The organism is Streptomyces sp. NPDC020884 (genome assembly GCF_044333935.1).
Lineage (GTDB): Bacteria > Actinomycetota > Actinomycetes > Streptomycetales > Streptomycetaceae > Streptomyces.
In genome coordinates this window covers 28877-44950 of record NZ_JBIRRY010000003.1, presented here as the reverse complement: position 1 = coordinate 44950, position 16074 = coordinate 28877, and the positions used below count along the sequence as shown (strand labels likewise).

Here is a 16074-nt window from a genome sequence, read left to right as displayed (position 1 = left end):
CGAGGCCCCTCAGCCCGTGCGCGCCTCCACCGCGGCCCGGTAGTTCCGCAGGTCGCTGCGCCGCACCTGGCGCACCCCCGCGACGTCCTCGCGCGGCTCGGCGGGGCAGCCCGCGGGACGCTCGGGGACGCTGGGCGCCGCCGAGTCCCGGAGCCGGCGCCAGGGCTGGAGGGGCAGCCAGACAAGCCCGTACAGCCAGCGCAGCACCAGCAGCCGGAAGCCCGGCCGGCCCGCGTCGGACAGCCGGATCACCCGGACGCCCATGATCAGCTTTCCGGCGCTCGCCCGGACGGCCATCGTCAGCAGCACCTGGTTGACGAACGACAGCGCGACCAGCGGGACGACCAGCAGGGCGGCCGCGCGCCCTGCCCCGCCGGAGTCCAGACAGGACCGCACCAGCAGCCCGACGGGCAGCAGACACAGATAGCAGTCGAGCCCGACCGCCAGATAGCGCCGCATGTCCCCCGTGCCCTTGGGGATGCGCGGCTGCCCCCGGGGTCCCGGGGCGGGATACGGCGAGGGGTGGGCGTACGCCGGATACGCCGCCCGCGCGGGCGGCTGCCCGTACGGCGGCGGGGGCGGGTCCGCACGGGACCGAACGGTGCGGCTCCCGGCCCCGCGTGCTCCGTGCAGCGCCCGTAACTCTTCAGGAGGCTGCCCTCTCCGATGCCCCCGCGGCTTCGTCATGGGGGCATCATGACTGATCGTCAGGCGGGGTGTCCCTGTTCCTGACGGGTAACTCCCTTACCCCGGCGTTGTTTTCACGCGTCCCTTACGGGTGCCGGCCGCCGAGGCGGTGGTGTAGCCCGCTGCACCACCGATACGGGGGCCCGCTCCCTCCCCGTGGCGCGCCCCGGCCGACAGGCTGGAGGCATCACCGACCACGGAGGTATCGCCGCCATGAAGTCCCTGCTCCTGCTCGTCCTGTCCGCCGCACTCGCCGCCAACGTCTTCCTCAGCCTCGCCGTCGAGGAGAGCGGCCTCCAGATCGCCCTGAGCGTCGCCGCGGGCGTCGTCGCGCTCGCCTCCGGAGCCGGGCTCTGGGTGCTGCGCGAACCGCGCGAGAGCTGATCCGGAACGTGACTTTCGCCACTCGGAAGTCCGTGGCGGGCGGTCCGGGCGCTGATCGCGTCGGCCGGGCGTGGCCACTATATGGATGGTCCTCGAAGATCATCGGGTCGCACGGGAGAATCGGACCGTACGACGGTCCTGCGCGTCGCCCGGCCGGGCGACGGCCGCGCGTTCCTCCCGAGGGGGAGTCCGCGGGGCTCCGGCGGGGAACGCGGACCGGTGGCGCCTTCCGGGACGGGGGCGCCGACGCGCACGAGCCGACCACGGAAGGTCTTGATCAGATGCCGGTCATCCCTCAATCGCCCGACTCCGCCCGCGCCCAGGATGCCGCGGCCCGTGTCATCGAGCCGCTCTACGCCGAGGTCCTGCGCCGCAACCAGGGGGAGCAGGAGTTCCACCAGGCGGTCCGCGAGGTCCTGGAGACGCTCGGGCCGGTGCTGACGCAGCGCCCCGAGTTCGTCGACGCCCGCATCATCGAGCGGATATGCGAACCGGAGCGCCAGCTGATCTTCCGGGTGCCGTGGTCGGACGACTCCGGCGACATCCACGTCAACCGCGGCTTCCGGGTGGAGTTCTCCAGCTCGCTCGGCCCCTACAAGGGCGGGCTGCGCTTCCACCCCTCGGTCAACCTCGGCATCGTGAAGTTCCTCGGCTTCGAGCAGATCTTCAAGAACGCCCTCACCGGCATGCCCATCGGCGGCGGCAAGGGAGGCGCGGACTTCGACCCCAAGGGCCGGTCCGACGCCGAGATCATGCGGTTCTGCCAGTCCTTCATGACCGAACTCCACCGCCACCTGGGGGAGTACACCGACGTCCCGGCCGGTGACATCGGCGTGGGCGGCCGTGAGATCGGCTACCTCTTCGGCCAGTACAAGCGGATCACCAACCGTTACGAGTCCGGCGTCCTCACCGGCAAGGGCCTCGGCTGGGGCGGCGCGCAGGCCCGCACGGAGGCCACCGGTTACGGCACGGTCCTGTTCACCGCCGAGATGCTGCGCAGCCGGGGCGAGTCCCTGGAAGGCCAGACCGTCGCGGTGTCCGGCTCCGGCAACGTGGCCATCTACGCCACCGAGAAGGCCCAGCAGCTCGGCGCGACCGTGGTGACCTGCTCGGACTCCAGCGGCTTCGTCGTCGACGAGAAGGGCATCGACCTCGCCCTCCTCAAGGAGATCAAGGAAGCCGGCCGGGGCCGGGTCTCGGAGTACGCGGAACGACGCGGCGCACACGCCCGGTTCGTGCCCGGTACGGGGGTGTGGTCGGTCCCCGTGGACGTGGCCCTGCCCTGCGCCACCCAGAACGAACTCCACGAGGCCGACGCCCTGGACCTCGTGCGCAACGGGGTCAAGGCGGTCGCGGAGGGCGCCAACATGCCCACCACCCCGGAGGCGGTCCGGGTGTTCCAGGAAGCGGGCGTCGCCTTCGCCCCCGGCAAGGCGGCCAACGCGGGCGGGGTCGCGACGAGCGCGCTGGAGATGCAGCAGAACGCGTCCCGGGACTCGTGGACCTTCTCCCACACCGAGGAGCGCCTCGCGGAGATCATGCGGCACATCCACGACTCCTGCTTCACGACCGCGGAGCGCTACGGGAGCCCCGGCAACTACGTGGTGGGTGCGAACATCGCGGGCTTCGAACTGGTCGCGGACGCGATGCTGGCGCAGGGGCTGATCTGACCGTACGCCCAGAGGCGCGGGAGGTCCCGGGCCGCTCCCCGGACGCGGGCTCCCCCGCGCGGGGGAGCGGCCCGGTCCGCGTGGGGGATTCCCCGGCCCGTGCGCTCCGCGAGGGTGGAGCCATGACGCCGAAGATCCTTCACCGGCCCCCGCCCGAGGGTGACACCGAGCGGCCCGTTCCGCGCTGGGCGACGCGCCTGGCGTACGCGCTGCCGCTGCTCCTGCTGCCGGCGTGCCTGTGGCGGCTGCCCTTCGCCCTGCACTTCGAGATGGGGCAGGTGCAGGAGGGCGGCCTGCCCGCCTATTGGCTGAGCATCCCCTACGTCCTCGGGCTCAGCGTGCTGACGGAAGTGATCGCGATCCTCACCATCGGGCTGGTGCGGGGCTGGGGAGAGGTGGCGCCCGCCTGGATACCGGTCATCGGCGGCCGCCGCGTCCGGCCGATGGCGGCCGTCGTCCCGGCCGTCCTGGGCGGCCTGGTCCTCACCTTCCTGTTCACCGCCGTCCCCCTGGGCGGCGGTCGCGACCTCACCTTCTACGGCGTCATCGACGGCGTCGGGTACTCCCATGCCGCCTGGAACGCGCTGGCGACGGTGTGCGTCACCCCCATCGCCGCCTGGGGACCCATTACCCTCGCTCTCGCGACCGCCTACTGGCGCCGCCGCCGGTAGTACTCCGCGCAGCCCGTGTTCAGGGCCAGGACGACGGCGAGCGCCCCGGCCGCGACCGGGTGCCCCAGGGCGTACACGGCCGCCGCGCCGCCGCCGAGGACCAGGGTCTTCACCGCCAGCACCCCCGCGAGCGGCGGCCTGAACCGGGCGCGGGGCGCGGCGAACAGTCCCCACAGGGTCACGGCCGCCGCGGGCGTCCCGAGGCCGAGCAGGACCGATACGAGGACTCCGTCCACGGCGGTGAAGCCCCACAGCGCCAGGCAGCCGATCGCCACCAGCTCCAGCAGGAAGGCGAAGAGCTCGTTGGCGGCCAACCAGGGGTGGTCGCGGAGCGCGTGCGGATCGTGGTGCCCCGCGCGTCCCGCCGGCTGCTCCCGCGTCACCCTGAACCCCCTGAAGAGAACCCGCTGTCGGGCGTGACGATAGCGGCCGTCCCCCGCGCCCGGCCCTCTGTCACGCTCCTTCGCCACCAGCAGATTCGCCCGGAGCGCAACGCCCGACCGGTGCCGGGGCGGCCCGCTGCTCCTAGGCTGGGACGGTGAGCATCCGAGCGACGAACCAGGCCGACGTGATCCCCCTGCGCCCGTTCCCGACGGCGGTGGCCCCGGCCGCGCCCCGGGAGCCGCTCTGGCGCGACCTCGTCGGAGAGGTGCTGCGCCGCGAACGCCGGGCGCAGGGACGGACGTTGAAGGATGTGGCCGAGGCGGCCCGGATCTCCATGCCGTATCTCTCCGAGGTGGAGCGGGGCCTCAAGGAGGCCTCGTCCGAGGTGCTGGCCGCCGCCGCCCAGGCGCTCGGCCTGAGCCTCGCCGACGTCCTGGCGCTGGCCGGGGAGCGCCTGGTCAGTCTGGTGGCGGCGCGGTCCCGGCCCCGGTCGCTCGGGACGGCCGGCGGCCACCGGTCCGTGGGCCCGGCGGGTCCGATGGGCGGCGTGCAGCTGGCGGCCTGACCACGGGGCGGCATGACCGTGTGGCCTGACCGCGGGGCGGTCCCTACGCGCGGTCGTCCACCCGGGCGGCCCGGTCCGCGAGCGCCCGCACCTCGGCGGCGACCGTCGCGTGCAGCTCGCGCGGAATGTCGTGGCCGACGCCTGGCTGGAGGACCAGTCGGGCATCGCGGATCGCCGCGGCGGTGGCCCGGCCCGCGGAGGGCTTGAGCAGCGGGTCGTCCATGCCGTGCAGCACCAGTGCGGGGACGCGCAGTTCGGCCAGGGACGGGCCGTGCCAGGCCGCACCGATCTGGCGGGACTGGGCGTCCGGGTCGGCGATGCCGGAGTCCACGTCGGCGGTGATCCGCTCCAGGGCCTCCGCCTCGTCGAACGGGTAGCCCGGCGACGCGCAGAGCCGCGCCACCGTGAGCCCGGCCGTGATCCGCTCCTCCCGGTTCCGGGCGGGCTTGACGCGGGCGAACTTCGCGAGTGTGCCGAGCCGGAGATGGCGGAAGGCCGCCAGCCCGCCGACGTCGCTGGGCAGCGCGGCGGACGAGGTGAGCGTGCGCACCCGGTCCGGGTGGCGCAGGGCGACGCGCTGGGCGACGGCGCCGCCCATCGAATGTCCGAAGAGGTGCGCCGACTCCCAGCCGAGCGCGTCCATGACGGCCACCGCGTCGTCGGCCATGTCCTCGGCGGTGTAGGCCGCACCGCGCCCGGCGGCCAGGGCGGCGAAGGGGTTGCCCCGGCCGGCGCGCTTCGGCAGCCGGGTGGACTCGCCCGCGTCCCGCTGGTCGTAGCGGGCGACGGCGAACCCGGCGTCGGCGAAGGCCGCGCACAGCGACCCCGGCCACCAGTGCCGGGAGACCGCCAGGCCCATCAACAGGAGCAGCGGTTCGCCGTCCGCGCCCTCCTGGAGCCGGTCGTGGGCGAGCTCGACCGCACCGTTGCGGGCGAAGCGGCGTTCGGTCCAGGTCATGGGAGCTCCTTCGGTGGCGAGATACTGCGATCGGTGTTCGCAGTATTAGACTACAGCCGGTTCACGACTCCCGAAAGGAAGGTGGCGGACAGTGGCCGACCACGAGACCCCGCCGACCACCGTCTGGTCACGCCCCGAGCGCGGAGCGCGCGGCCCCGTCCCCGAACGCAGCCGCCCCCAGATCACCGAGGCGGCCCTCGCCCTCGCCGACGCGGAGGGCCTGGCAGCGGTGTCGATGCGCGCGCTCGCCCAGCGGCTGGGCACCGGGCCCGCCTCGCTCTACCGCTACGTGGGGAGCCGGGACGAGCTGCTGGACCTGATGGCGGACGCGGTCGCCGGCGAGCTGGACCTCTCCGCCGCCCCTGGCGGCGACTGGCTGGACGGGCTCGTCGGCCTGGCCCTCCAGTACCGGGCCGCGCACGTCCGGCACCCCTGGCTGGCCGACCTCGACGACCGGCGCGGCGAGGTGCTGGGGCCGCACGCGATCGACTACCTCGACCACGCGCTCGGCATCCTGGCCCCCGCGCCGGGCACCAGCGGGCAGAAGCTGGAGGCCATCGGCCTCCTCGGCGGACTGGCCGTGCTCTTCGCCCGACGCGAGGCCATCGCCACCACGGCGGCCGCCCAGGCGGCCCACCTGGCCGCGGTCGCCGCCGAGGGCCGCCACCCGCACCTGCTCGCCGCCCTCACCACGGCCGGCGACCCGCCCCCGGGCGACCGGGACACCCTGTTCGTCCGGCTGCTGCGGCAGCTGCTTCCGGCGATGCTGACCGGCTGACGCGGGGCCCGCGTCAGCCGAGAGGCCCGGAGGCCTCTCCTCCGGTGCGGGTCAGCTCTCGGCCGGGGCCACGCCGATCGGGCAGGACACGCCCGTACCGCCGATGCCGCAGTAGCCGCCCGGGTTCTTGTCCAGATACTGCTGGTGATACGCCTCCGCCGGCCAGAACGGGCGGCCCTCGGCCGGGAGGATCTCCGTGGTGATGTCCTTGTGGCCCGAGGCGTGCAGGACCTTCTGGTACGCCGCACGGGACGCCTCGGCGGCCGCCGCCTGCGCGGGGGAGTGGGTGTGGATCGCCGAGCGGTACTGGGTGCCCACATCGTTGCCCTGGCGGAAGCCCTGGGTCGGGTTGTGCGACTCCCAGAACAGCTTCAGCAGCTCCTCGTACGGGACGACCGCGGGGTCGAAGACGACACGCACCGCCTCCGTGTGCCCGGTCAGGCCCGAGCAGGCCTCCTCGTACGAGGGATTCTCGGTGTAGCCGCCCTGGTAGCCGACGAGCGTCGTCCAGACGCCCTCGGTCTGCCAGAACTTCCGCTCCGCGCCCCAGAAACAGCCCAGCGCGAAGTCCGCCACCTCCAGGCCCTCCGGATACGGGCCCACCAGGGGGTTGCCGAGGACCGTGTGGCGGGAGGGGACGGTGAACTCGGGGACGGGGCGGCCGCGCAGGGCCTGCTCCGGGGTGGGGAGCTCGGGGGTGCGGCGGTTCAGGAACATACGGGGGCTCCTCCGGGGATCGGTGTTCGGTACCTACAACAAGGGAGCGGCCGCCCGGATTCCGGGCGGCCGCACACACCGGCGATCAGAGCGACAGCGTCGCCGGGCTGCCGCCGTTCGCCTCGTACCCCGCGACCGCCAGCGCCCGGTAGACCGTGTACTGCGCGGCCGGGTCCGGATCCTGGGTCCACGGCAGCGCGCCCACATGACCGTCGATCCGGACCAGCTGCTGCATCGCCTCCGACCAGCGCTCCATGTGGACCAGGAACAGCACCAGCAGATGACGCACGTGGGCGAGCATCGGATCGTCCGGCCGGGCCGCGTGCACCGCGAACATCGCGCCCTCGACCGCCTTGGTCACCACCTGGCCGCGGTAGAAGCCCTGCACCAGATTGACCTCCGGCAGGTGCTCGTACACCGCGAACAGCGGCAGCGCCGCGAGCAGCGAACCCCGCGGGGCGCGGGCCGCGGCGGCCGTCGCGAAGCGGTCGGCGTCCGCGCGGGAGCCGTGCCACTTCTCGCAGTGGAAGTGCAGCGCCGCGATGTGCGCGCCGAAGTGCGCCGGAGCCCGGTCGATGATCTTCGCCCAGAGCTGGTCGAACTGCTCGGGGGAGTAGCCGAGCCCCCGGGCCACCGCCAGCTCCACGATGTACGGGACGGGATCGCCCGGCGCGAGCAGCGCCGCCTCGCCGCAGACCGTACGGGCCTCCTCCAGGATGATCCGGAAGTCGTCGCTCCCCGCCGCCGAGGACCGCCACGCCTGCTGCACCAGGAACTCCGCGTGCACCGCCGCACCGCCCGCGTCCTTCGGGGACTCCGCACGCCAGGTCCGCAGCCACGCGCCGCCGACGCCGGGCCGCTGCGCCAGCTCCAGCGAGGCGGAGCCCGCGAAGGCCTGGATCCGCTGCCAGCGCACCTCGCCCTCCTTCGACGTCCCGGCCAGCAACTGGGAGGCCGCCCGCCAGTCCTGGGTGCCCTGGACGACGTCCAGCACGTCCAGGAGGTCCTGGTCGGGACCCGGCATCCGGACGTCCAGCTCCTCCTGGCGGGCGAAGCCGTACGTGTCCGGGTCGGCCGCGTCCGGCGAACCGGGGTCGACCTGGCGGATACCGCCCCGGCGGCGCATGACCCACGGACCGATCACCGCCGCGAGCATGCACATCGCGAGCAGGAACAACAGAATCTCCATGGCTCCATTGTCCCCGGAGTGGCGAGTGGCCGGTAAGGGCCCTCCGTACGAACTACGCTCGGGCCTCATGAGCGACGAGCACAGCTTCGAAACCCTCGCCATCCACGCGGGGAACACGGCCGACCCCCTCACCGGTGCGGTGGTTCCGCCGATCTACCAGGTGTCCACGTACAAGCAGGACGGCGTGGGCGGACTGCGCGGCGGCTACGAGTACAGCCGCAGCGCCAACCCGACCCGCACCGCCCTCGAGGAGAACCTCGCGGCCCTCGAAGGCGGCCGCCGCGGTCTCGCCTTCGCCTCCGGCCTCGCCGCCGAGGACTGCCTCCTGCGTACGCTGCTGACCCCCGGCGACCACGTGGTCATCCCGAACGACGCCTACGGCGGCACGTTCCGGCTGTTCGCGAAGGTCGCCTCGCGGTGGGGCGTGGAGTTCTCGGTGGCCGACACCTCGGACGTGGCCGCCGTACGGGCCGCGATCACCCCGCGCACCAAGGCGATCTGGGTGGAGACCCCGTCCAACCCGCTGCTCGGCATCACCGACATCGCCGCCGTCGCCCAGGTCGCACGGCAGGCCGGGGCGCGCCTCGTCGTCGACAACACCTTCGCCTCGCCCTACCTCCAGCAGCCGCTCTCGCTCGGCGCGGACGTCGTCGTGCACTCCACCACCAAGTACATGGGCGGCCACTCCGACGTCGTCGGCGGCGCGCTCGTCGTCAGCGACCCGGAGCTCGCCGAGGAACTGGCGTACCACCAGAACGCCATGGGCGCGGTCGCCGGCCCCTTCGACGCCTGGCTCGTGCTGCGCGGCATCAAGACCCTCGCCGTCCGCATGGACCGGCACACCGAGAACGCCACCAAGGTCGCCGACCTGCTGACCCGGCACCCCAAGGTCTCCCAGGTCCTCTACCCGGGCCTGCCCGAGCACCCCGGCCACGAGATCGCCGCCAAGCAGATGAAGGCCTTCGGCGGCATGGTGTCCTTCCGCGTCGCGGGCGGCGAGGAGGCGGCGGTCGAGGTCTGCAACCGCGCGAAGCTCTTCACGCTCGGCGAGTCGCTCGGCGGTGTGGAGTCCCTCCTGGAGCACCCGGGCCGGATGACGCACGCCTCCGCCGCCGGCTCTCCGCTGGAGGTCCCCGCCGACCTGGTCCGGCTCTCCGTCGGCATCGAGAACGGCGACGACCTGCTCGCCGACCTCACCCAGGCACTGGGCTGACCCGCCCCCACCCGGAGAACACGGGGGCGCCCGCCGTGACCGGCGGGCGCCCCCGCACGTTCAGACGCCCACCTTCTCGTCCTCCAGCATGCCCCTGATCTGCTCGCGCAGTTCGGGACCGTCCTCGTGTCCATGGACCGACGCAGCGTGCTCACTCGCGGCCCGGACGACCTCGTCCTCCTCACCGATGAGCGTGAGGGAGCAGTTCGTCTCGCTCGGATACCTGCGGCAGTCCGCGACCTTCCTGGTCATCACGGCCTCCTCGGCTCGTACGACAGCCGGCCCCTCCAGCGTAGGCCTCCCGCACCGGGACCCCCAACGGCTCACCAGCCCTCCAACGGCGGAGTGACCTGGGCGGGCTCGGTGGCCCACGGCTGCTCGACGCCGACCCAGACGAGGAACGCGGCGAGCGCCACACCCAGCACCCAGCCCGCCGTCCGCCCCGCCGCCCGGCGCAGCCGCAGCCGGCGGCCGCCGCGCCGGACCGCCCGCTCCGCCAGATCCGGCGGCAGGACCGGATGCGGTCCGTCCAGCATCCGCCGGACCTGCTCCTCGCGCGGGTCCCGCCGGTCCGCGCTCACGGCGTCCCCCGGGGCCCCGGAGCCGTGCCCGGCCCCGCCCCGGCGCTCCCGCGCGGGGCGACGGCCCGCACGCGCCGGGGCCCGGCCGCCCGCAGCGTCGCCACCGCGCGGGCGCACACCGCCCGGATCCGGTCCGCCGGCAGCCCGAGCAGCGCCGCCGTCTGCTCCTCGCCGACCTCCTCGTACACGCGCAGGACCAGAACGAGCCGCTCGATGGGCGTCAGCCGGTCCAGCGGACCGCCGCGCGGCCGCTGGTGGCGCCGGGCCTCCCGGGCGAACCGGAGCGCCAACTCCCGGCGGGCCCGGTCGTAGGGGTCGCCGCCGCGCAGCCGGTCCCAGTCGGCGTAGGTGCACGCGAGCGCCGCGTGCAGCAGCCGCTCGGCCCGTACGTACGCGCCCGGCGGCTGCGACGGTTCGCCGGTGAGCAGCGTCGCCGTGTGCAGCAGGCGTCCGCCCGCGCCCGCCACGAAGTCCTCGAACTCCAGGGCGCGGAGCCGGTCCCGGTGGGTCGCCCGCTCTGCCATGGACCACATACGAGCCCCGGAACACCGCCCAGGTCAAGAGCCCGGACGCGGCCGGTGCGAGGCCCCTTCGCCGGTGTGCCGCGCCGTCAGTCGGACTGCGGCGGCTGGTGCGCCGCCTGGCGGGCGGCGAGGGAGGAGTTGAAACGGGTGAGCAGCGCGCAGAACGTGTCCCGCTCCTCCTGCGACCAGCCGTCCGTCACCTGGGACATCAGCTCGCGCCGCGAGGCGCGGACCTCCTCCAGCCGGGCCTGACCGCGCGGCGAGAGCTGGAGCACCACGGCCCGGCCGTCCTCGGGGTGCGAGGTGCGCTTGACCAGGCCGGTGTCGACGAGCGGCGCGACCTGCCGCGTCACCGTCGAGGAGTCGATACCCATCCCGGCCGCCAGCGCCTTGACGCCCATCGGGCCTTCCCGGTCCAGCCGGTTCAGCAGCAGGTAGGCCGCCCGGTCCATCGAGTTGCGGACCTGGCCGACACCACCGAGGCGGGTCTGCTCGGCACGGCGGGCGAAGACCGCCACCTGGTGCTGGAGCGCGTCCAGCAGGCGGTCGGGGCCCGGGTGTTCGGGGGCGGCGCCCCCGGAAGGAGACGCAGCAGTCGTCATGTCCTGAGGGGGCATGGCCGGGGGCTCTCTTCGTGCGGTGTCGGATGGGTGGGGGACAGAGTACGCGGCCCCGGGGCAACGCGTACCAGTGCCGCACAAACCTGCGGACACCACCGCAGGCCGCTGTGAGACAACTCTGCCGGGCGCCCTGCGAGCTGCAAGACTTGCGGACATGAGCTTCCGCACGACCGCCCCGCACCCGGCCCTGATCCTCGACGACGTCCGGGGCGCGCAGAAAATGCTGGACGGGGTGGCCAGGGTGACCGCGCTGGAGGGCAGCCGCCATCTGACCGAACTGGTCGGCGCCCCGGTCCACCTCAAGTGCGAGAACCTCCAGCGCACCGGCTCCTTCAAACTGCGCGGCGCCTACGTCCGGATCTCCGGCCTCACCCCGGTGGAGCGGGCGGCCGGGGTGGTCGCCGCCAGCGCCGGGAACCACGCCCAGGGCGTCGCGCTCGCCTCGACCCTCCTCGGCGTGCGCTCCACGGTCTTCATGCCCGTCGGCGCACCCCTGCCCAAGGTCGCCGCGACCCAGGAGTACGGGGCCGAGGTGCGGCTGCACGGCCAGGTCGTCGACGAGACCCTCGCCGCGGCCCAGCACTACGCGGAGGAGACCGGCGCGGTCTTCATCCACCCCTTCGACCACCCCGACATCATCGCGGGCCAGGGCACCGTCGGTCTGGAGATCCTGGAGCAGTGCCCCGAGGTCCGCACGATCGTCCTCGGCATCGGCGGCGGCGGATTCGCCGCGGGCGTCGCCGTCGCGGTGAAGGCCCTGCGCCCCGACATCCGGATCGTCGGCGTCCAGGCCGAGGGCGCCGCCTGCTACCCGCCGTCCCTGGCCGCCGGGCACCCCGTCTCGCTCGACTTCCCGGCCACGATGGCCGACGGCATCAAGGTGGGCCGCCCCGGCGACGTGCCGTACCGGCTGGTCGCAGAGCTGGTCGACGAGGTCCGCACGGTCACCGAGGACGAGCTGTCCAGCGCGCTGCTGCTCTGCCTGGAGCGGGCCAAGCTGGTCGTCGAGCCGGCCGGAGCCAGCCCGGTGGCCGCGCTGCTCAGCGACCCGAAGGCGTTCCGGGGCCCGGTGGTGGCCGTGCTGTCCGGCGGCAACGTCGACCCGCTGCTGATGCAGCGCATCCTGCGGCACGGGATGTCCGCCGCGGGCCGCTACCTGAGCCTGCGGCTGCGGCTCACCGACCGCCCCGGGGCGCTGGCCGCCCTGCTGGCCACGCTGACCGTGGCCGACGCCAACGTCCTCGACATCAGCCATGTGCGCACCGACCCGCGCCTCGGGCTGACCGAGGCCGAGGTCGACCTGCATCTGGAGACGAAGGGACCGCGGCACTGCGCGGAGGTCGAGGCGGCGCTGCGCGCGGCGGGCTACCGGGTGATGGGCTGAGGAAGGCGCCCACAACGGCTGATTCGCGCGGTCTGGCCGGATGTGACCGTTCAGCGGGCGGCGGGCACCCGCCGATCCTAGGATCGGCTCAGAGAGCCGCCACCGGCGACACCATCCGCGAGTGACGGGGGAGTCCTTCCATGCCAGGTGCGATCCACGCCGAAGGTCTGGTCAAGACCTTCGGTGACGTACGAGCCCTGGACGGCGTCGATCTCGACGTCCCCGAGGGCACCGTCCTCGGACTGCTCGGGCCCAACGGCGCGGGCAAGACCACCGCCGTACGGGTGCTGACCACGCTGCTGCGCCCGGACAGCGGCACCGCCGTCGTGGCCGGCATCGACGTCCTGAAGAAGCCCAACGAGGTACGCCGTTCGATCGGGCTCTCCGGACAGTTCGCCGCGGTCGACGAGTATCTGACCGGCCGGGAGAACCTCCAGATGGTCGGGCAGCTCTACCAGCTGAGCGCCCGGGACGCGAAGGCCCGTGCGGGCGTCCTGCTGGACCGGTTCAACCTCGGCGACGCCGCCGACCGCACCGCCAAGACGTACTCCGGCGGTATGCGCCGACGCCTCGACCTCGCGGCGGCGCTCGTCGTCTCACCGCCCGTGATGTTCATGGACGAGCCGACGACCGGCCTCGACCCGCGCAACCGGCAGCAGCTCTGGGACGTCATCGAGGACCTGGTGGCGGGCGGCACGACCCTGCTGCTGACCACGCAGTACCTCGAGGAGGCCGACCGCCTCGCCCACGACATCTGCGTCATCGACCACGGCAAGGTCATCGCCCGTGGCACCTCCGACCAGCTCAAGGCCCGCACCGGCGGCGAGCGCGTCGAGGTCGTCGTGCACCGCCCCGACGAGATCGAGCGCGCCCGGTCCGTGCTGACCGCCCTCGGCAAGGGCGAGGTCACCGTCGCCCAGCTGTCCCGCAAACTGACCGTCCCGGTGAGCGGCGGGGCCAAGCTGCTCGCCGAGATCATCCGCGACCTGGACGCCCGGGGTGTGGAGATCGACGACATCGCCCTGCGCAGACCCACCCTGGACGACGTCTTCCTCTCCCTCACCGGTCATGCGGCCGAGGCGCGCGAGAACGGGGACGAGGAGTCCGGCGGGGCACCGGCGGAACAGTCCCGTGGCTCCCGGAGCAAGGAGGGCACCCAGTGAGCGCGATCGCCAAGGACGCACCCACGCCGGCCCCCCGCCCCTCCGGGGGCCTCGCCCAGTCCGTGAAGGACTCCCTCGTCGTCGCCAAGCGGAATCTGATCCGGATGACCCGGATCCCCGAGATGGTGATCTTCGGGCTGATCCAGCCGATCATGTTCGTGGTGCTCTTCACGTACGTCTTCGGCGGCTCGATCAGTATCGGCGGCTCCACCGACCCGCAGCTGTACAAGGAATTCCTGATGGCGGGCATCTTCGCCCAGACCGTCACCTTCGCCACCGCGGGCGCCGGTGCGGGCATCGCCGACGACATGCACAAGGGCCTCATCGACCGCTTCCGGTCGCTGCCCATGGCCCGGGGCGCGGTCCTCACCGGCCGGACCCTCGCCGATCTCGTACAGACCACCCTCACCCTCGTCGTGCTCGCGGGAGTCGCGCTGATCGTCGGCTGGCGCACCCACGAGAACATCGGCAAGGTGCTCTGCGGATTCCTGCTGCTGCTCCTGCTCGGCTACGCGTTCTCCTGGATCGGGGCCCTGATCGGGCTGTCCGTGCGCACCCCGGAGGCGGCGACCTCCGGCGGGCTGATCTGGCTGTTCCCGCTGACGTTCATCTCGAACGCCTTCGTGCCGGTCACCGGAATGCCGACGTTCCTCCAGCACGTCGCCGAATGGAACCCGTTCAGCGCGACCGTGGCGGGGGCCCGGGAACTCTTCGGGAACACGATGCCGGGCGTGCCGAAGTCGGTCACCGGGGCCTGGCCGATGGAGCACCCGATCCTCGCCTCGGTCATCTGGTCCGTGCTGATCATCGTGGTCTTCCGCACCCTCGCGGTCCGCAAGTACCGCTCGGCCGCCGTCTGACACCCGCTCCGGGCGGAGCGATGAATCCTGGCGGCGTCACGAGTCACTTCTCTGCATCCCCGGTACGCGTCCCACCGGATCCCCGGCACGCGTCCCACCGGCATCCCCGGTGCCAGACACCACGGAGGACACCATGACGACCGCACCCGACGACGACCCGGCCGCCCCGCGGCCCGGCCTCCCGCCGGTGGTCGACCCGGCCACCTGGCAGGCCGCCCGGGACGAGCTCCTGGTCCGCGAGAAGGCCCATATGCGGCAGGGCGACGCCATCGCGGCGGCCCGCCGCCGGCTGCCGATGACGGAGGTCGACGGGACCGTCGAGGTCGTCGGTCCCCAGGGCCCGGTCCCGTTCCTGGACCTCTTCGAGGGCCGCGACGAACTCGTCGTCTACCAGCACATGTGGTACGACGCCGCACCGCACCAGGGCCAGTGCGAGGGCTGCACCGACGCGGTCTGGCACATGAAGGACGCTGTCTACCTCAACGCCCGGGGCGTCTCGTTCGCCGTCCTGACCTCGGGGGCCTGGGAGGAGGTGGCCGCCTACACCGCGTTCATGGGCTACACCCAGCCCTGGTACTCGGTGCGGGGCCTGGACGCGCCGATCGGCGGCGAGATGGGACACCTCGCCTGCTTCCTGCGCGACGGCGGGCGGGTCTTCCTCACCTACTCCACCACCGGCCGCGGAATCGAGCCGGCCAACGGCTCCTTCGCCCTGCTCGACATGACGCCTTACGGCCGTGGCGAGGCGTGGGAGGAGAACCCCGAGGGCCGGCCGGTGCTCGGCCGGGTCCGCGACGGGTATCCGGGCGAGGGCGGCCAGGTCTGCTGGTACTGGCGCACGTCCGCGGACGGGATCGCGGACTGGGGCCCGACCAGCCGCCCCACCGCGCAGTGGACCCGCCCCGGCGCGACCCCGGAGAAGACCCTGGGCCGCACCGGCGACTGCTCCTGACCCGGCCGGCCGCGACGACCCGGTCCGCCGGGCGACGCGATCCGCCGGGACGACCCGGTCCGCCGGGCGAGGACGCGAAAGAGCCCCGGCCTCCCTGAGGCCGGGGCTCCCGCGTCGATCCGTCGTGAAGGGCCGGGTCAGCCGGCGTAGGGCTTCGCCGCCAGGATCTTCACCGTGGCGGTCTTGCCGTTCGGCAGCTCGTAGTCCGCGTTCTCGCCCGTCCGCTTGCCGTCCACGCCGATGCCGAGCGGGGACTGCGGGGAGTACGTCTCGATCTCCGTGCTGGCGTATTCGCGGGAGGCGAGGAGGAAGGTCATCGTGTCGCTCTCGTCGCCGTCGAAAGCGATCGTGACGACCATGCCGGGCTCGACCACGCCGTCGTCGGCCGGCGCCTCGCCGACCTTCGCGTGCTCCAGGAGCTGGGTCAGCTGGCGCACCCGCAGCTCCATCTTGCCCTGCTCCTCCTTGGCCGCGTGGTACCCGCCGTTCTCCCGGAGGTCACCCTCCTCACGGGCCGCCGCGATCTTGACGGCGATCTCCGTGCGCGCGGGACCAGACAGGTACTCCAGCTCGGCCTTGAGCTGGTTGTACGCCTCCTGCGTGAGCCAGGTGACGTTTTCGCTGGTCTGGGTCACAGGTGCTCCTCGTCGGTGCTGGGAATACAAAGCATCGCCCTACCCAGAAGCATGTGCTTCCACGGGTGGGCGAAACCACGAGCCTAACAATTCCGCAGGAAAAGGGGGAGAAGGTAAACCGTCACACGCCCGGGGCAGC

At 73.2% G+C, this 16074-nt stretch carries 20 protein-coding genes; 10 read left to right on the top strand and 10 right to left on the bottom strand.

Annotation, left to right across the window (positions count from 1 at the left end; translation table 11 throughout):
• Positions 1-9: 9 nt before the first annotated feature.
• The gene (locus ACH4UK_RS11060; RefSeq protein ID WP_398355761.1) at positions 10-459 is read right to left on the bottom strand and encodes an RDD family protein; all 450 of its coding nucleotides are present in this window, start codon (positions 457-459) and stop codon (positions 10-12) included.
• 441 nt (positions 460-900) lie between these two features.
• Between ACH4UK_RS11060 and ACH4UK_RS11055 the strand changes: the two genes are divergently transcribed.
• From ACH4UK_RS11055 to ACH4UK_RS11045, 3 genes are all read left to right on the top strand, one after another.
• Entirely contained in the window at positions 901-1071 is a 171-nt protein-coding gene (locus ACH4UK_RS11055) for a hypothetical protein (protein WP_398355760.1), read from the top strand.
• Between the two features lie 281 nt (positions 1072-1352).
• Positions 1353-2741 (top strand): NADP-specific glutamate dehydrogenase, encoded by a 1389-nt coding sequence (gdhA, locus tag ACH4UK_RS11050; RefSeq protein WP_398355759.1) that lies wholly within the window; start codon positions 1353-1355, stop codon positions 2739-2741.
• Between the two features lie 122 nt (positions 2742-2863).
• Complete coding sequence (locus tag ACH4UK_RS11045) at positions 2864-3412, top strand: hypothetical protein (protein WP_398355758.1); 549 nt, start codon at positions 2864-2866, stop codon at positions 3410-3412.
• Here the strand turns inward: ACH4UK_RS11045 and ACH4UK_RS11040 are convergent.
• Positions 3391-3795 (bottom strand): YrdB family protein, encoded by a 405-nt coding sequence (locus ACH4UK_RS11040; protein ID WP_398355757.1) that lies wholly within the window; start codon positions 3793-3795, stop codon positions 3391-3393. The two genes, ACH4UK_RS11045 and ACH4UK_RS11040, sit on opposite strands and share 22 nt — an antisense overlap.
• A 155-nt stretch (positions 3796-3950) precedes the next feature.
• On the opposite strand from ACH4UK_RS11040, the gene ACH4UK_RS11035 reads away from it, so the two are divergent.
• Positions 3951-4361: a helix-turn-helix domain-containing protein gene (locus ACH4UK_RS11035; protein ID WP_398355756.1), complete on the top strand. Its 411-nt coding sequence runs from the start codon at positions 3951-3953 to the stop codon at positions 4359-4361.
• A gap of 43 nt (positions 4362-4404) precedes the next feature.
• On the opposite strand, the gene ACH4UK_RS11030 is transcribed toward ACH4UK_RS11035, so the two are convergent.
• Positions 4405-5319: an alpha/beta fold hydrolase gene (locus tag ACH4UK_RS11030; protein WP_398355755.1), complete on the bottom strand. Its 915-nt coding sequence runs from the start codon at positions 5317-5319 to the stop codon at positions 4405-4407.
• 91 nt (positions 5320-5410) lie between these two features.
• On the opposite strand from ACH4UK_RS11030, the gene ACH4UK_RS11025 reads away from it, so the two are divergent.
• Complete coding sequence (locus ACH4UK_RS11025) at positions 5411-6097, top strand: TetR/AcrR family transcriptional regulator (protein WP_398355754.1); 687 nt, start codon at positions 5411-5413, stop codon at positions 6095-6097.
• 51 nt (positions 6098-6148) lie between these two features.
• Here ACH4UK_RS11025 and msrA read toward each other — a convergent pair whose 3' ends face one another.
• Together msrA and ACH4UK_RS11015 are read right to left on the bottom strand one after the other, a co-directional pair.
• A complete protein-coding gene (gene msrA / locus ACH4UK_RS11020) occupies positions 6149-6814 on the bottom strand; it encodes a peptide-methionine (S)-S-oxide reductase MsrA (protein WP_398355753.1) in 666 nt (221 codons plus the stop codon).
• 85 nt (positions 6815-6899) lie between these two features.
• Positions 6900-8003 carry a hypothetical protein gene (locus ACH4UK_RS11015; RefSeq protein WP_398355752.1) on the bottom strand — a complete coding sequence of 368 codons (1104 nt, stop codon included), beginning with the start codon at positions 8001-8003 and terminating at the stop codon, positions 6900-6902.
• Positions 8004-8070: 67 nt separating this feature from the next.
• Here ACH4UK_RS11015 and ACH4UK_RS11010 point away from each other — a divergent pair, with 67 nt between their 5' ends.
• The gene (locus tag ACH4UK_RS11010; RefSeq protein WP_398355751.1) at positions 8071-9216 is read left to right on the top strand and encodes a cystathionine gamma-synthase; all 1146 of its coding nucleotides are present in this window, start codon (positions 8071-8073) and stop codon (positions 9214-9216) included.
• Between the two features lie 60 nt (positions 9217-9276).
• Here ACH4UK_RS11010 and ACH4UK_RS11005 read toward each other — a convergent pair whose 3' ends face one another.
• The 4 genes from ACH4UK_RS11005 to ACH4UK_RS10990 all read right to left on the bottom strand — a co-directional run bounded on the left by ACH4UK_RS11005 (position 9277) and on the right by ACH4UK_RS10990 (position 10938).
• Positions 9277-9468 carry a DUF1059 domain-containing protein gene (locus tag ACH4UK_RS11005; protein ID WP_398355750.1) on the bottom strand — a complete coding sequence of 64 codons (192 nt, stop codon included), beginning with the start codon at positions 9466-9468 and terminating at the stop codon, positions 9277-9279.
• Positions 9469-9539: 71 nt separating this feature from the next.
• The gene (locus ACH4UK_RS11000) at positions 9540-9797 is read right to left on the bottom strand and encodes a hypothetical protein (RefSeq protein ID WP_398355749.1); all 258 of its coding nucleotides are present in this window, start codon (positions 9795-9797) and stop codon (positions 9540-9542) included.
• A complete protein-coding gene (locus ACH4UK_RS10995) occupies positions 9794-10321 on the bottom strand; it encodes a sigma factor-like helix-turn-helix DNA-binding protein (RefSeq protein WP_398355748.1) in 528 nt (175 codons plus the stop codon). The genes ACH4UK_RS11000 and ACH4UK_RS10995 overlap by 4 nt, the downstream gene beginning before the upstream one ends.
• 86 nt (positions 10322-10407) lie before the next feature.
• A complete protein-coding gene (locus ACH4UK_RS10990) occupies positions 10408-10938 on the bottom strand; it encodes a MarR family winged helix-turn-helix transcriptional regulator (RefSeq protein ID WP_398355747.1) in 531 nt (176 codons plus the stop codon).
• A 157-nt stretch (positions 10939-11095) separates the two neighbouring features.
• On the opposite strand from ACH4UK_RS10990, the gene ilvA reads away from it, so the two are divergent.
• The 4 genes from ilvA (at position 11096) to ACH4UK_RS10970 (ending at position 15300) form a co-directional block, all read left to right on the top strand.
• Positions 11096-12325, top strand: a complete 1230-nt coding sequence (gene ilvA, locus ACH4UK_RS10985; RefSeq protein WP_398355746.1) for a threonine ammonia-lyase — start codon at positions 11096-11098, stop codon at positions 12323-12325.
• 140 nt (positions 12326-12465) lie between these two features.
• Complete coding sequence (locus tag ACH4UK_RS10980) at positions 12466-13488, top strand: ATP-binding cassette domain-containing protein (protein WP_398355745.1); 1023 nt, start codon at positions 12466-12468, stop codon at positions 13486-13488.
• Positions 13485-14348: an ABC transporter permease gene (locus tag ACH4UK_RS10975; RefSeq protein ID WP_398355744.1), complete on the top strand. Its 864-nt coding sequence runs from the start codon at positions 13485-13487 to the stop codon at positions 14346-14348. The genes ACH4UK_RS10980 and ACH4UK_RS10975 overlap by 4 nt, the downstream gene beginning before the upstream one ends.
• A gap of 133 nt (positions 14349-14481) precedes the next feature.
• Positions 14482-15300 carry a DUF899 domain-containing protein gene (locus ACH4UK_RS10970; protein WP_398355743.1) on the top strand — a complete coding sequence of 273 codons (819 nt, stop codon included), beginning with the start codon at positions 14482-14484 and terminating at the stop codon, positions 15298-15300.
• A 137-nt stretch (positions 15301-15437) separates the two neighbouring features.
• Here the strand turns inward: ACH4UK_RS10970 and greA are convergent, their stop codons facing one another.
• Positions 15438-15935 (bottom strand): transcription elongation factor GreA, encoded by a 498-nt coding sequence (greA, locus tag ACH4UK_RS10965; RefSeq protein WP_398355742.1) that lies wholly within the window; start codon positions 15933-15935, stop codon positions 15438-15440.
• Between the last annotated feature and the right edge of the window lie 139 nt (positions 15936-16074).

Bases quoted from the DNA above. Each gene is read 5' to 3' on its own strand.
- ACH4UK_RS11060 (WP_398355761.1), bottom strand. From the start codon at position 459: ATGCGGCGCTATCTGGCGGTCGGGCTCGACTGCTATCTGTGTCTGCTG.
- ACH4UK_RS11055 (WP_398355760.1), top strand. From the start codon at position 901: ATGAAGTCCCTGCTCCTGCTCGTCCTGTCCGCCGCACTCGCCGCCAAC.
- gdhA (WP_398355759.1), top strand. From the start codon at position 1,353: ATGCCGGTCATCCCTCAATCGCCCGACTCCGCCCGCGCCCAGGATGCC.
- ACH4UK_RS11045 (WP_398355758.1), top strand. From the start codon at position 2,864: ATGACGCCGAAGATCCTTCACCGGCCCCCGCCCGAGGGTGACACCGAG.
- ACH4UK_RS11030 (WP_398355755.1), bottom strand. From the start codon at position 5,319: ATGACCTGGACCGAACGCCGCTTCGCCCGCAACGGTGCGGTCGAGCTC.
- msrA (WP_398355753.1), bottom strand. From the start codon at position 6,814: ATGTTCCTGAACCGCCGCACCCCCGAGCTCCCCACCCCGGAGCAGGCC.
- ACH4UK_RS11015 (WP_398355752.1), bottom strand. From the start codon at position 8,003: ATGGAGATTCTGTTGTTCCTGCTCGCGATGTGCATGCTCGCGGCGGTG.
- ACH4UK_RS11010 (WP_398355751.1), top strand. From the start codon at position 8,071: ATGAGCGACGAGCACAGCTTCGAAACCCTCGCCATCCACGCGGGGAAC.
- ACH4UK_RS11005 (WP_398355750.1), bottom strand. From the start codon at position 9,468: ATGACCAGGAAGGTCGCGGACTGCCGCAGGTATCCGAGCGAGACGAAC.
- ACH4UK_RS10995 (WP_398355748.1), bottom strand. From the start codon at position 10,321: ATGGCAGAGCGGGCGACCCACCGGGACCGGCTCCGCGCCCTGGAGTTC.
- ACH4UK_RS10990 (WP_398355747.1), bottom strand. From the start codon at position 10,938: ATGCCCCCTCAGGACATGACGACTGCTGCGTCTCCTTCCGGGGGCGCC.
- ilvA (WP_398355746.1), top strand. From the start codon at position 11,096: ATGAGCTTCCGCACGACCGCCCCGCACCCGGCCCTGATCCTCGACGAC.
- ACH4UK_RS10980 (WP_398355745.1), top strand. From the start codon at position 12,466: ATGCCAGGTGCGATCCACGCCGAAGGTCTGGTCAAGACCTTCGGTGAC.
- ACH4UK_RS10970 (WP_398355743.1), top strand. From the start codon at position 14,482: ATGACGACCGCACCCGACGACGACCCGGCCGCCCCGCGGCCCGGCCTC.